The sequence below is a fragment of the Acidobacterium sp. FHG110202_01 genome, assembly GCF_059115305.1.
The window spans coordinates 170,670-184,650 of sequence record NZ_JBZYWJ010000009.1 but is presented as its reverse complement, the minus strand read 5'-3'; the positions used below and the strand labels follow the sequence as shown (position 1 = coordinate 184,650).

Below are 13,981 nucleotides of genomic sequence, written 5' to 3'. Positions count from 1 at the left end.
GTTATGCCTCCACAGATTGTGCTGTCTTATCGACAATTTTAGGTAGTTGCTGTTCTATCTGCTGGCGATGACCTTCAAGCCAGCCGGGAAGGCGCAGGGTCTGTCCCAGTGACTCTGCAGGCTCGTCCAGTCCAAAGCCCGGAGGATCTGTCGCCAGCTCAAAGAGCACTCCGCCCGGTTCGCGGAAGTAGATCGAATGGAAGTAGGTGCGATCCTGCACCGGTGTTACGGACAGGTGCTCGGACAGCACTTTCTGCCATTCCAGTTGAGATGCATCATCCTTGGCGCGGAATGCGATGTGGTGCACCGAGCCTGCGCCCATACGTCCACGAAGTGCCTCGGGGTCGACGACCACATCAATATGGTTGCCGAGTGCATTGCCGTCTGCGGAGAACCGATGCCGCTGACCTTCACTCGCGATTTCACGGAAACCCATAACTTGAAGGGTCGCAAATGTCGCTTCGGCATTTCTTTCGAGCAGCGTCACGCCAAAGAAGCCGCGAATTGCATGTTCAGCCGGAACATCCGAGGTGCGGGGAGCGAGAGCCGCCGCTGTGTCCTGGTGACCGACAATCTCAATGGCCATGCCGTCCGGGTCCTGAAGTGTAAGCACCTCTTCATCAAAGCGCTTACCGGTTTCTTCAAAAAGAACGCCTTTTGTCTTCAAACGTTCACGCCAGTAGGGGAGGGAAGGCAGTGGCACGCTGAATGCTGTCCGCGTAGTTTCGCCTGCACCGGCGCGGCCGCGGGTGGCGTAGGGCCACGGAAAGAAAGTCATGATAGTTCCGGGCGATCCGGCATCATCGCCAAAGTAAAAGTGGTATGTGCCGGGATCGTCGAAGTTGACCGTCCTCTTCACAAACCGCAGGCCGAGAACCTGGGTGTAGAAATCCAGATTGCGCTGTGGATCGGATGCAATTGCTGTCACGTGGTGAAGCCCTGCGATAGGTTGGGGCATAGCGTAATCTCCTTCACTGACAAATGATTCGATATCGAAGTAAAAGATTCAAATTCGACGCCTGACTTTGCAGCAGCTCTTATGTCTTGATTGCTAAACGCTTCTAATTCAGCTTTTTATGATTTTCAAGATGAGCGGTGGCTGCCAGTCCGATCTTCTTCAGCGATTCCCGCAACTGGTCCTTCTCCGTCTGGTCCAGAACGTCAGCGACCAGCTCGAGAGATTGCGCATGACGTTTATACAGCTCCGAAATAAACCTGCGGCCCTTGGGCGTAAGCTCTACAAGGCGAATTCGCCGGTCTTCTTTTGAGTTCTTTCGAACCACGCATTCCAGTTTTTCCAGCCGGTCGATCGCAGATGTCATGGATGGGGCAGCAAGAAGAACTTTTTCTCCAATTTCGGAAATCGTCATGCTGCCTTTATGCAGTAAGGCCTCCAGCACCATAAAATCGCTGAGGCCCAGCCCTTCTTTGGCGACGATCTGTTCTACGTAAGAGGCCAGCGCATCGTAAGCGCGCGCCAGCACAACCCAGAGCTTGGGTCCTGTGGTGCTATCTTTTATTTTTCCTCGCACTACAGGCATATTACTTTATGAGATGATTCGATATCGAAATAAGATTCCCGGAGAATAGCATCCAGGCGAACACTCACCCACTGCGGGTTTTCTTCCTGGATCATGGCTGCGCTGCCGAAGATGAAAGGGGCAAACTGGTGAGTTCGTGGATCAGGTCAACCTCGCGCTGGCGGTAGGGAGTTCCGTCTTCATGAAAGATGTCGTGGAACCAGACTGTAGGCTGGCTGACCACATAAGGATGCTGCCAGGAGTCCCAGGGGAGATAGGTCTGCGTCTTGCCGGCAACAAATCCCCAGTTGATGGCTGCAACACGGTATTTCTTTGCAATGGGGAGAATCGTATCGAACGTGCTGCCGGCGCCGCGCGCCATGTACTCGGTACAGATGAGCGGGCGGTGGAACTGGCGCAGCCACTGTATGTGCTGCTCGAATTCCTCGGGCCAGCCGTAGTTGTGAAATGAGATGACATCGGACTCATCGATCTGAATACGGGTGATGGCGTCCATCTTGTCGCGAGAAGACCAGTCTCCGGTCCATACGCCGCTCGTCAAGGGCTGAATGGGGTGTTCGTCACGCGCCCATTTAAAAACCTGCGGCAGCAGGGCCTGCACCAGCTGTGCCTTGTTCCTGGGATCGTCCCTTCCATAGGAGCTATGGTTGTCGTTGCTCGGCTCATTCCATAAGTCCCAGGCCAGAATTCTGTTGTCGTTGGCAAATGCGCTGATGATTCCCTGAACATAGGACTTCAGGCGCGGATATTGTGATTTATCTTGAAGCGCTTTTTCCCCGGGGCTTTGCACCCAGCCGGAATTATGCACGCCGGGAATGGGAGGATGCTGGGGGCCAAGCGCTGGATTCGGGTCCCAGCAGGAATCGAAAAGCACAAGAACAGGCCTGATGTGATGCTTGTCGGCAATTGTAAGAAATGTGTCGACTCGCTGGCGGAAACCTGCGGCGTCCTGCTGCCAGAGCAGATCGTGCAGAAAGACACGCATGGTGCTCATACCGATCTTTTCCGCCCAGCCTAGTTCCTTGTCGATCTCCTGCGCATCGAATGTATTTGCCTGCCACATCTCGAGCTGGTTAATAGCATCGGCCGGAATAAAGTTGCTGCCGACGAACCATGGCTGCTGTGCATACCAGATATTGGCTTTTTCCTCAGACCATTTCTGTGCATAGAGCGGCGACAGGCAAAGAACACCTGCGAGAAGCAAAAGAAGTCGACGCAACAAGGACAAGCAAGCCTCCAGGGAAGACACTTCGATGATAGGTGGAAGCGCTTACATCGTCTATAAAAAATTGATTTTGCCTGGCGCCATGTTATTTCTAACGGTTGTGGTGAAAGGTAATGGTGGTTACGCTCTCGTGAGGGAAGACATGTTCCAAAGCATGTTTCGCAAGATGCTCTTCTCTTTTTACGGGGATTACCCGCTCCGGATCGTCTTCGTCATTCGCGTCATCGAGGCTGCTTGCATGCAGCATCTGGACGGCTACATCATCGGCTGCGGCGAAGCCGGCAATTCGAATGCTCGTGGAGATATCTGTCTCCAGGCTTCGGTTCACGCAGAATAAAGTAAGCGTGTCGCCTTTTTTATTGAGCGCTGCGACAACGTCGAGGTAGGGAACATTGGCGATGTCGGGCAGCCTGCCTACGCCATGCTGGACAGAATAGCTGCCGGACTTCGCGTCGACAGTGACAGGGCGTGAGGCGTGAGCTGAAGAGTACATCCGGAAGACGTAGTAGCCGGGTGCGGCATACACTTGGCTGCGCTTCTTCCAGATTCCGGCAAATTCCATGATGCCGGTCATATCGGAGATAGGCACGATCGAGCTGTTTCTCATCAGAATGTTGAAGAAACCGGCGGTGTCGATGGCGCCGCCCATGCTGGTGAAGGTCGGCGCTCCGGGACGGTGCCCGATGAAGAGCCATTCTGTAAAGGCAATGTGGGCTTTGTTCGCAAATGCCGGAGTCTGATCGATCTGTGCCTGCATGGATTTCAGCTTCTCTTCAAGGCCGATGGGCAAAGCAAAAGCTGCCTGAGCAACAAAGTCAGCACTTGCGCGCGGCATCTGTGTGTCGGAGTTCGTTACGACAAAGTGAGTCGAGAGATAGTCGAACGTATTTGCGGGATTGCTCAACTGCGCCGCGTTCCATTTTGTGAATCCATCCGGATCGGCACCTGTTGCAATCAGCTCTGCATCCGGATCAACGCCGCGAATGGCCCGGCTGAAGGCAAGCGTACGCGCGGCCAGCTGATCGAGGGTGGGGTAGCCGGCATTCCAGTTGCCCCAAAGCTCATTGCCCAACTCCCATGTCAGTCCATTGTGCTTGTGCCAGTGCTCGTAGATGTAGCGAGCCCATTCTGCGGACTCATCCGGAGTGCCAGTGCCTAGATTGAGAGCGAACTGCGGCTCTGCACCGATCAAGCTGCAGAAGCGAAGGAATTCATCTGTGCCGAAGGTGTTGTACTCGGGAATGCCCCAGGAGAGATTCAACATACTGACGCGCTTGTCCTGCGGACCAATTCCGTCTTTCCAGTGGTATCCGGAGGTGAAATTTCCTCCGAAGCGGACGAGAGGCGTCTCCATGGCTTTTGCCATAGCAACTTCGTCCGGATCAAGTCCATCGTGAGCATCGGCGGGCATGAGAGAGAGTTGGTCTACTTCAACGCGTTCGTCTCCATTGACTTCGACGACAAAATCAGCCGGATCGAGACGGTGCAGCTTTCCATCCGGCAGATGCAATGCGAAAGAGTATTTTGTCCAGGAACCGGAAGCAGTGTCGATGTGAGCCGATGCCAGTACCTCGCTGCCATGGCGGAGGCGAAGTGAGACCGTGAGGCCGGAGAGCCCGCTGAGATGACGCGCATAGAGGCTGCCTTTGTAGTCGAGCGTGCGGTGGACTGGCAGATATACCTTCTGCCGGATACCAGTCGGTTCGTCCGGGATGCCCATGATGACAAGCGATTGCCAGGAATTCGCTGCATTGCCATAGAGAGGCTCATAGCGGTTTCCCTGGTTCGGGTTGAGCGGCTCCCAGGGCAGGGGCAGCCCTAATTGCGAGGCCTGGGCGAGAGCTGGTTCCTCGTGCAGCATCCGTTCGACATTGCCCGCGCTCCACAATCCTGATTCGAGGCTTGGATTCTGCAAAATTTCAGCCCAGAGGCCGTTGTAGGTGGAATTGCCGATCGGCTCCAAGAAGCTTCCGAAAATAGTGCGTGGAATTTCGTTACCCGCAGGCTTCGACGCATCGACCTGAATTGTCACGGTTGAAGGAATCGGCTGGTTGACAGTGATTTGAGCGCCGGCATAGCTGGAAGCGCTTACATTAACCAGGGCGATAAACACTGCACAAATGATCCGCATCATCTGTCTGGATATCCTTCCAGGGATTAGGGGTGAAGCGAAACCAATATAAATTGAAAAGCGCAAGGTTGGCGAATCAGCTTTGCGATGATGTGTTGCGCATCATCGCGAGGGAAGCTGCATTATCGTTTAATTGAAAATCGTATTCGCGCACCACTTTCATCACGGCCCGGCGAGTTTCTTCCGTATGGTTGCCAGTGTTGTGAAGCACGCGAGATACGGTTGCCATGGATACACCGGCTTTGCGCGCGATGTCCGAAATCGTTGCACGCTTCCGTGATGTTTTGCGGGTACTGGCCCCTTCCAGCGCATCCAGAGCCTCAATAATGGTGTTGAGCTGGCTCCATAGCTCGGAGACACTAAGGCCGAGCTTTTCTGCGACCTGAGTATCTGTCATTCCCTCGGCAATGTGATCGAGAATTTCGGCCTGCTGCGCATCGAGATGTGCGCGGGGGACGCTATCGGCAAAGCGCGTGGCAATGTGCTGCGGAAAATACTTTTCGCCCGCATGAACTGCATGGATGGCATCGATCATCTCGTCTTCTGACGATGCCTTTAAAAGATAGCCCTGCGCCCCGGCTCGGATGGCCTGATAAATATCCTCATCGCTTTCGTAGCTCGTGAGCACGATAACCCGCGGCGGCGATTTGAGCTGCTTGAGCGCATTGAGAGTTTCAATGCCGTTCAGCGCCGGCATGCGAAGATCAAGCAGCAGGATATCTGCCGGATGCCGCACAAGTGTAGTAATTGCCTGATTGCCGTCCGAAACGCTGCCGACGACTTCCAGATCAGGGTATGTCGCCAGCATACTTGCCAGTCCGGCACGTACCACCGGGTGGTCATCTGCGATCAGAATACGGATCTGATCTTTTGTTTCACGAGACATGGTTATGAAATTCCCGCTCCTCATCATCATAAGCGAGTGGCCAGAATTTGAATCGCTTTAAAAGAACGGGAGCCTTTACAGTAATTCGCGTGCCGCTTGCTGGAGCAGTTTGGATTTCCAGAGTTCCCTGGATGCTTTCCACCCGGCGCCGTATGCCTGTGAGCCCAAAACCGCTGTCATCAGGTTTGGGAACAAAGCCGATTCCATTGTCTTCGATCACCATCGTAATGGCAGAGGGCGAATAGATAGCGCGGATCGCCAGTAGGCTGGGATGGCCATGTTGCATGGCATTTGCAATAGACTCCTGGCCGATGCGGAACAGGGAATCCAGAATGCGCAAAGGAATAGGGCGGACTTCTCCTTCGACGGAGGTCTCAATCTCTACCGGCGCGCGCCCGATCATCTGGCGCGCAATCTGTTCGAGTGCAGCGACCAGGCCGCCGGCTTCGGTAGCGTCCGGGCGCAATGTCGTAATGCTGCGTCTTGCTTCATCATGGCTGTGGCGAACCAGGTCGCTGGCGCGATTCAACTCCTCAAGCAGTGAAGCATGGTCGAGGGGAGTCTTGCTCTTCACAATACGATTGCGAATGGCGCGCAGCTGGAAGCCAATTCCGGCAAAACTTTGTGCGAGCGTGTCATGAATTTCATGGGCAAGCCGCTCACGTTCGTCGATGACCGCACGCAGCCGCCATTCTTCTGCGCGGCTATAGAGGAAGTGCACGGTGAATCCTAAAACGAGCATCGTGACGGCAAGGCCGATCAGGTGCTCCGTGCTCCACCAGGGAGGGCCTACCAGCACCTTGATATCTTCTGCCGAGCTTATCAGCACTGCAAATGGAACGGTGTTCTGCGTATAAGCCGCGTCCACAAGGCAGATTCCACGCAGGCGTAGCAGGCTGTTCTTCTCAAGCTTTTTGAAAGATACGGCGGTGGTTGATGAACTGGCGAGTGCGCGGAATGTCTGCTGGCCGTCTCGCAGTTCCAGGGCCATCAACCCGTCAGGTGCTGTCGTTTCCCCCCGGAGAGTACCTTCCACTTCAATAAACATGGCATGATACGCTCCGGTAGCAGCCTGATCGGCAGTAACCGATAGAGGCGGACGCGGAGCGGAACCTCCCAGCGGACGTGCTGTTGCATTGCGAATGGTTGTAGTCAGGCCATGAGGGTAGACATCGCCTTCAATCTCCACTTCATCGCCCACGCGCAAAGGCAGCCTGGACTTCAGCTCCACACGTGTTCCCCCGCTCGAATCCTCAACATACAACGGATCGGTAGAAATGACGGAACCACGAACCGTTACCTGGGATGGGCGCGTAGTGGAAAACAGCCGGAGAGTTTGAATGGCGTGCACAGGTCCCACTGCAGGCAGGCTTTCCAACAAGGGAGCAGACGTTAGCAGGGGATTTCCCTGGTTCGTCGGATAGACGGCGGTTTGAGACGGAGGTTTCGCGGCGGCGAGCAGCGATGCATCCTCGCCCGACAACCGTTCTACGCGGATGTTGCGCCAGATGCCGCCCGCCGCCATGGAGCGCAACCCTATCTTTCCTGACAGGAAGCAGTGTGGATCTCGGGCAGCTGTTGTTGCCGAGTTGCTTGTGCCGATCTCGGACGCGGAAGCACTAATGTTGCATTCATAAGCTCCCGCTTTCAGGTGATACCACTTGCCCGGTTCCACACCGCCCGGCATTTTCACGGGTGGGAACTCAATCCATCCGTGTTCTGCGCGGCCAAGCACGAGGGCTTGATCCGAGGAACGCAGGCCTGCGTAGTAGCCATTGTAGGAATCCACACCGTGCTCGATATCGCTCGAGCGAATCATGATTCCTGCATCACCTCCGTATCCCAGGAGCTGTATATCCGCTTCTACGGAATAGTTTTTCCAGTAGGGTGAGCCGCTGATAAATTTTGCTCCACGATCATTGGAATCATTCTGGATTGTGTCGTTCACGATGCTCCAATTCCCGGAGTAAGGAGTCCACTCGTCAGCTTTGCCTGCGGTGAATGAGTCCTGATAGGGAAGGCCACGCCAGGGGCTGCGCAGATAGAAGGCGATGGCGGCTAGAACAAGCACGCCCAGGCAGACCAGGATCATAATGCGAGTCAAGGCTTGCGCCCCCAATCACGATTGATCAGACGCTGCGCCTGGGGAGAGTCAATATTCTCGCGGGTAAGAAGAGTCGGTTGTAGTCGTATTTCCTGTGCGGGCAGAGCCCTGTTGCGATTTGCGGCAAGCAGGGCAAGGGCGCGGTAGCCCATCTGGTAGGTGTCTTCTGCAACCAGAGCGTCTATCGTTTGTGAGCGTACCTGATTTCCAAGCTCCACGCTTTGTTCAAATCCCACTAATTTGACGTGGCTCGTCAGCCCTCTGGATTGCAATGCAGCAATTGCTCCGTAGCTTGCAATGGCTGACAGGGCAAAAACCGCATTCAGGTCATGATGCGTGGTCAGCACCTCGTCGGCAATCTGCTGTGCCTCCACTCGGTTGTGCGTTCCCGTGCGTCTGTCTTCAATCAGAATCCCAGGGAAGTGTTTTTCTAAAGTTGTCTCGAAAGCATGGAGAATGGTCAGGTCGCTCAGGGATTCGGGATTGACTCCGAGCACTGCCACGCGGCCTTTGCCTTCAAGAATCTGGCCGATGCGCATGGCAGCCATGCGTCCGCTGGCTTCATCGTCATTCACGATATAGGCAAGGTTCTGCTGCGAAGGGATGGGCAGCGGGGAAGCGATCACTACCGTGTGCAATCCTTTGCTGACTGCCCGCTGTACGGGAGCCATCAGGGCGAGAGGCTGATCCGGAGCGACGATCAACCCCTGGTAGTGATCATCGATGATACGGTCCACCAAGGCTGCCTGCTGCTGAATATCATCTTCACTGGTTGGAGCATTCCAGTACACCTGTGCTCCTGAGGATGCCGCTGCAAACTCCGCTCCGGCATGCACGGCTTCCCAGATGGTGAGCGCTGTCGTTCGCGGGACTACCGCAATACGGAGACTGGATTGTCTGCATCCGAAGATGGCTATGATTCCAGCTGCCAGTAATAAAACTGCGCGAAAGTGTGACCGGTTTTTCATGGTCAATTGCATGAGCTTGTGTCCGGAAGTCTAACCGATTCCCACATGGACAGGGGATAATCAGCACCTCCCACGAGGGCTTCTATAGGACTGAACGAATCAAGTAATTAAAGTTGTAACAATAAAAAGTCATTGACAACTCTTGCCTCAGTTCTATATCAAGAATAGGTTTAATGTAATCGCTTCCATGGATAAATGGAGTGGGGATTCTGGCTAAATAAGAAGCGCGAGTGCATTTGATAGGGGGAGATCCAGCTCTCTTATGGAAGCGCTTACGCAAAATTGTTTTGCACTTGGTGTGTTTCAGGAGAAAAGAGATGCAGAAGAGCATGTGGAGGCTCGCGGCGCAGATTTGCCTGTGCGCATGCGCAATCGCATGTGGTACCGCCTTGGCTCAGACCGTACGCGGGGGACTTGCCGGCACAGTCACGGATTCATCGGGGGCCGTCGTTCCAGGGGCGACGATCCAGGCGAAAAATGAGAAGACAGGCGATGTATCGACGGTAGTTTCGACTTCCGGGGGATCCTATCGCTTTCCCGAACTCCCCTTGGGAAGCTACGACATCACTGTGTCTGCAACTGGATTCAAGAACTCGGTCTTGACTGGCGTTCTGGTGCAAATCCAGCAGATCACGGCACTCGATGTGACTTTGCAGGCTGGCGGCACGACCGAAGTTGTGACTGTGAGTGCCAATGCACCGACAATCCAGACAGAATCGTCGGACGTAGGCGGCGTTGTCTCCGATAAACAGATCGTCGAGTTGCCGCTGGCGCTGGGCGGTGTCGGAGCTTTGCGCTCTCCAGAAGCATTTCAATTTCTGCTTCCAGGTACAACAGGTCCGGGCACGGCAAACAGCAATAACGGAATCTTCTTATCCAAGATCGCCGGCGGTCAGAACTATGGCAACGAAGTGCTGATCGATGGCGCGAGCCAGCAGCGCAGCGAAAATGGATCGTCCTTCGATGAAGAAGCGCCATCAGTGGAAGCGCTGCAGGAATTCAAGATCACGACGGCATTGCCTCCTGCCGAATATGGACGCACCACAGGCGGTATTGAAAATTTTGTAACCAAGAGCGGCACAAATAGTTTTCACGGCACTGCCTTCGACATCTTCCGCAACGAAGACCTGGATGCGAATACCTGGTTTAACAACGGAAACAGAGCTTTCTATTGCACCGGTGATAACGATACGCCAGCCTGCAGAAAGCAGTATGCCAGAGGGCAGGACAAGAAGAACGACTACGGCGGCTCACTCGGTGGACCGGTCTGGATTCCGAAACTCTTTAACGGCAGGGACAAGCTCTTCTTCTTCTTCTCCTGGGAACAGCTTAAATACACGCTGGGGTCGACTACTACTTCTACTGTTCCGACCGTCGCTATGCGAAATGGCGATTTTTCTGATCCCCTGGTTTACCGCACTGATCTTGCTCCAGTAGGAACAAACCCTTGCCAGGGCAACGCCCCGGTGTATCAAGGAGAAATCTTCGACCCACAGACAGAGCGGACTGTATCCACATCAAACGGCCCTGTTACGTGCCGCGATCAGTTCCCTGGGAACAAGATTGACTCAAGCCGCTTCAGCCCGGTGGCCCTCAATCTGCTGAAGTATTATCCGCTGCCCACCAACAGCCAGACGTTCAATAACTTTGCATTTCCAGGGAACGTTCCTTTCAACAACACGACGTATACCGTCCGCATCGACTACAACCTTTCAGACAAGAGTAAGCTTTGGGGTTCGTACAGTACGCGTGAGAACAACCTGACGACTGGTGGATCTCCCGATCTTCCGGATCCTGTCGACCCCGTGACGTGGAAGCAGGATTTTATAACGCACTTTGGCCGCTTCGGCTGGGATTACTCCTTTACCCCATATCTGCTCAATCACTTCAATTTCGGTTCGAATCGCAGCAATAGTATCAACTATGCTCAGGCACTCTTTGCCGGTGTGAACTGGTCAGAGCAACTGGGGCTTGGCAATGCGATATCCCAGAACTTCCCACAGGTCACAAACACTGATCCGTTTCATCCAGTCATAGGTGCGAGTGGGGAGACTGTCAATTTAGGCAATCCAGGACAGAATGATGACAACATTGACAACGGTCTACGTCTGAATGAAAGCATCGCGTGGCAAAAGGGTCGACACAGCCTTGCCTTTGGAGTCGATCTTCGCTGGCAGCAGTATTCTCCTATTAATGGCAACAGTCCAGTAGTGAATTTTTGCGCAAACCAGACAGCATCGACATCCGACAGTACCGACGGATATGGTCTTGCCAGCCAGATGCTCGGTCTTGCCTGCGGTGGCAGCCAGAGCATTATTCCGCATGCGTCCCGCTGGACTTCGTGGTACTACGGCATCTTTGCACAGGATGATTTCAAGGTGACCAAAGACCTGACGCTAAACCTGGGCGTGCGCTGGGATGTTGATATGCCGCGCCATGAGGCCAAGGACTTCACTTCCAATTTCAGTCCGACAGCTAACGATCCTGAGTTCAATGTTCCTGGGGCTCTTGTTTTTGCGACCAACTGCAATGGTTGTAATTCAGCATGGGCTGATACCTGGTACAAGGACATTGCTCCACGGGTTGGATTCGCATACACTCCGCCGCAGTTCAACGGGAAGACTGTCCTTCGTGGCGGCGCAGGCATTATCTATGGTCCGTTGCAGTATTCCGATTTTGGCGGGAGCATGAATACCGGTTACAGAGCAAATCCCAGCTTTCCCAATAATGGATTCGATCCGTCGTTTGCTCTTGATTCAGGATATCCGCAGTTTGCGCAGCCGCCGAACCTTGATCCGGGCATCTTCAATGGGCAGCCTGTGAGCGGCTCCTACATAGAAAAGCAATATGGCCGCCCAGCAATGATAAGCGAATGGACACTGCAGTTGCAGCAGGAAGTCGCCAAGGACCTGATCCTGAGTGTGGGCTATATAGGAAACAAGGCGCAGAATCTGCACTCAAATATTCAGAACATCAACAATATCGATCAGAAGTATTTCGCGCTCGGCAACCACCTGAATGATCAGGTCGTGGGGAACACGGTGGGAGTGGCAGAGCCATTCGCCGGCTTCAATGAGTTATGGAATGGGGCGCAGGTGCAGCGCGCTCTTCGTCCCTTCCCGCAGTATGACTATATTGACACAGGCTGCTGCCTGCAGAATGTCGGTATGTCCAGTTATGAAGCCATGCTGGTCTCGCTGGAGCGTCGCTTCCGTAACGGTGTGAATCTGTTGGCCTCCTATACATGGGCGAAATCAATCACAAATTCCGATAGCCTGCTGCCGAACAATGGCGTGGGTGTGGCCCAGGTGCAAAATGTAAACAACCTGCATGCAGAGAAATCAATCAGCGCACAGGATATTCCACATACAGTTGTTGTGAGCTGGCTCTATGAGCTGCCATTCGGCAAAGGCAAAACATGGCTGAATCATGGATTCGCGAGCTATGTCGCGGGCGGATGGCAGTTGGGAAGTGTTCAGAGATATATGTCTGGTCAACCGCTTTCCTTCTGTTGCGCTACGGGAATCCCCGGCTTCCAGAACTCTATTCGTTTTGATCGTGTGCCTGGGTCAGACTTAAAAAGTCCGGCCTACCATAATGGACATATCAATCCCATAGGCGCAACGTCTGCTGATCCAGAAGTAAACACACTATTTCATCTTTCAACTACGAACGCTGCCAGAACCGACTCTGATGGAACTGTCGTTGTTGTTGATCCACGCCCTGCTTTCTATGACCAGAATGATCAAAGAAATCGCGGAGCTTATGGTGCATTTGGTTTGGGCAATATGCCTCGTGTTACTGGGGAAGTGCGCACACCTGCGTATTACAACGAAGACTTCAGCATTCTCAAGAACACACCCATTCGTGAAAATGTGGTGTTCCAACTCAAATTTGAACTGTTGAATGCCTTTAACCGTCATACTTTCTCTATTCCAGATTTAGCGCCGAATGATAACTTGTTTGGCGTTCCCACTGGTACTGTGCAGCTTCCGCGCAACGTTCAGATCACCGGGAGAATCAACTTCTGACAAATGAGGATAGGCTTAGGAAGCCAATCCAACATTATGATGTGCCTCCCAAGCCCATCGGTGTTCTCACCGATGGGCTCTTTTTATTCCGCTTTATTGCGGCTCTTCTGCGGCTTTGGTGCCGTATAGCGTTTTGCTCAGCGCCATCTCTTCCTTTGCACGGTCTTCCATGCCGGCCTTGTGACAGGCAAGACCAAGTTCATAGTGCAGGCGGGCATCCTTCGGGTTCAGCGTAACTGCCTTTTCCAACTGGGCAATACCTTCTTGCAATTTACCCGTGGCGCTCAAGGCGCGGCCCAACTTTTCATGGCATGCAGCACATTCAGGATTGATGGTTGCTGCCCGCTCCAGCAGTGGAATCGCGTCCTGGGCGCGCTGTTGGTCAAGCAGAAAACTTCCATAGTTCAGATAAGGCCATTCATCTGTGTCCGCTGTGCCGCGCGCCAGAACGATGGACTGTTGGAAACTCTGGTCAGCGTCTGCTGGTCGATTTTCAGCGCTATAGGCCAGGCCAAGATTCTCACTGGCCTTTACGTATTTCGGATTCAGCACAAGAGCTTTCTGGAATGCCTGCTCGGCATCCTGAAAACGGTTCTGCGTGTAATAGCAGCGGCCCAGGGAATACCAGGCCTCCGCATTTTTAGAGTCAAATTGCACGGCTTTTTCCAGCCAGCGAATTGCGTCAGGATAGTCATTGAGCAACACATAGTCGAGTCCGACAATACGGAGTTCTTCTGACGTTGGTGTTCGCAGTTTCGCTGCGCGTGTAAAGGTCATCAGCGATTCGCGCGGTCGGTTTTCCCTTTGCTGCACAAGACCAAGCGTATAGAGCGCGTCGGCAGTGTCGGGATGCTTCGCAACGAAAGCTGTCAGAGATTTGTCGGCTTCAGACAAACGATTCAGGTGCAGAAACGCTTTTCCTGCGAAGAAGAGAGCGTCGGTCGAGCCGGGTGCTTCTGCTTCTGTCTGTGTCATCAGTGTTGCTGCCTTTTCCCACTGTTGTGTGTCAAAAGCAGCCCTGCCCTGCACGTAAAGAGTATTTTGAGCTTCTGCAGCCGGAGCGCTGATGCTTATGAGTAGAAGTCCAACAATTGT

Annotated in this window: 9 protein-coding genes; 1 reads left to right on the top strand and 8 read right to left on the bottom strand. The window is 53.7% G+C overall.

The window, feature by feature from the left end; translation table 11 throughout:
• Window position 1: 1 nt before the first annotated feature.
• The 7 genes from AC5S16_RS18685 to AC5S16_RS18655 all read right to left on the bottom strand — a co-directional run bounded on the left by AC5S16_RS18685 (window position 2) and on the right by AC5S16_RS18655 (window position 8,855).
• On the bottom strand, window positions 2-958 hold the full coding sequence (locus AC5S16_RS18685) for a ring-cleaving dioxygenase (protein ID WP_493931622.1): 957 nt from the start codon (window positions 956-958) through the stop codon (window positions 2-4).
• 103 nt (window positions 959-1,061) lie between these two features.
• On the bottom strand, window positions 1,062-1,484 hold the full coding sequence (locus AC5S16_RS18680) for a MarR family winged helix-turn-helix transcriptional regulator (protein ID WP_493931621.1): 423 nt from the start codon (window positions 1,482-1,484) through the stop codon (window positions 1,062-1,064).
• A 148-nt stretch (window positions 1,485-1,632) separates the two neighbouring features.
• The gene (locus AC5S16_RS18675) at window positions 1,633-2,760 is read right to left on the bottom strand and encodes a cellulase family glycosylhydrolase (RefSeq protein WP_493931620.1); all 1,128 of its coding nucleotides are present in this window, start codon (window positions 2,758-2,760) and stop codon (window positions 1,633-1,635) included.
• Between the two features lie 97 nt (window positions 2,761-2,857).
• Window positions 2,858-4,900 carry an alpha-L-arabinofuranosidase family protein gene (locus AC5S16_RS18670; protein WP_493931619.1) on the bottom strand — a complete coding sequence of 681 codons (2,043 nt, stop codon included), beginning with the start codon at window positions 4,898-4,900 and terminating at the stop codon, window positions 2,858-2,860.
• Between the two features lie 73 nt (window positions 4,901-4,973).
• On the bottom strand, window positions 4,974-5,783 hold the full coding sequence (locus tag AC5S16_RS18665; protein WP_493931618.1) for a response regulator: 810 nt from the start codon (window positions 5,781-5,783) through the stop codon (window positions 4,974-4,976).
• Window positions 5,773-7,875: a histidine kinase gene (locus AC5S16_RS18660; protein ID WP_493931617.1), complete on the bottom strand. Its 2,103-nt coding sequence runs from the start codon at window positions 7,873-7,875 to the stop codon at window positions 5,773-5,775. Before AC5S16_RS18660 ends, AC5S16_RS18665 begins: the two co-directional genes overlap by 11 nt.
• 8 nt (window positions 7,876-7,883) lie before the next feature.
• Window positions 7,884-8,855 (bottom strand): substrate-binding domain-containing protein, encoded by a 972-nt coding sequence (locus AC5S16_RS18655; RefSeq protein WP_493931616.1) that lies wholly within the window; start codon window positions 8,853-8,855, stop codon window positions 7,884-7,886.
• A gap of 389 nt (window positions 8,856-9,244) precedes the next feature.
• Between AC5S16_RS18655 and AC5S16_RS18650 the strand changes: the two genes are divergently transcribed.
• Window positions 9,245-12,886, top strand: coding sequence for a TonB-dependent receptor (locus AC5S16_RS18650; protein ID WP_493931615.1), 3,642 nt, complete (start codon window positions 9,245-9,247; stop codon window positions 12,884-12,886).
• A gap of 93 nt (window positions 12,887-12,979) precedes the next feature.
• Here the strand turns inward: AC5S16_RS18650 and AC5S16_RS18645 are convergent, their stop codons facing one another.
• The gene (locus AC5S16_RS18645) at window positions 12,980-13,915 is read right to left on the bottom strand and encodes a tetratricopeptide repeat protein (protein WP_493931784.1); all 936 of its coding nucleotides are present in this window, start codon (window positions 13,913-13,915) and stop codon (window positions 12,980-12,982) included.
• Window positions 13,916-13,981 lie beyond the last annotated feature (66 nt).

Excerpts from the sequence above, each read along its gene's own strand:
- AC5S16_RS18685 (WP_493931622.1), bottom strand. The coding sequence starts at position 958 with ATGCCCCAACCTATCGCAGGGCTTCACCACGTGACAGCAATTGCATCC.
- AC5S16_RS18670 (WP_493931619.1), bottom strand. The coding sequence starts at position 4,900 with ATGATGCGGATCATTTGTGCAGTGTTTATCGCCCTGGTTAATGTAAGC.
- AC5S16_RS18665 (WP_493931618.1), bottom strand. The coding sequence starts at position 5,783 with ATGTCTCGTGAAACAAAAGATCAGATCCGTATTCTGATCGCAGATGAC.
- AC5S16_RS18660 (WP_493931617.1), bottom strand. The coding sequence starts at position 7,875 with ATGATCCTGGTCTGCCTGGGCGTGCTTGTTCTAGCCGCCATCGCCTTC.
- AC5S16_RS18655 (WP_493931616.1), bottom strand. The coding sequence starts at position 8,855 with ATGAAAAACCGGTCACACTTTCGCGCAGTTTTATTACTGGCAGCTGGA.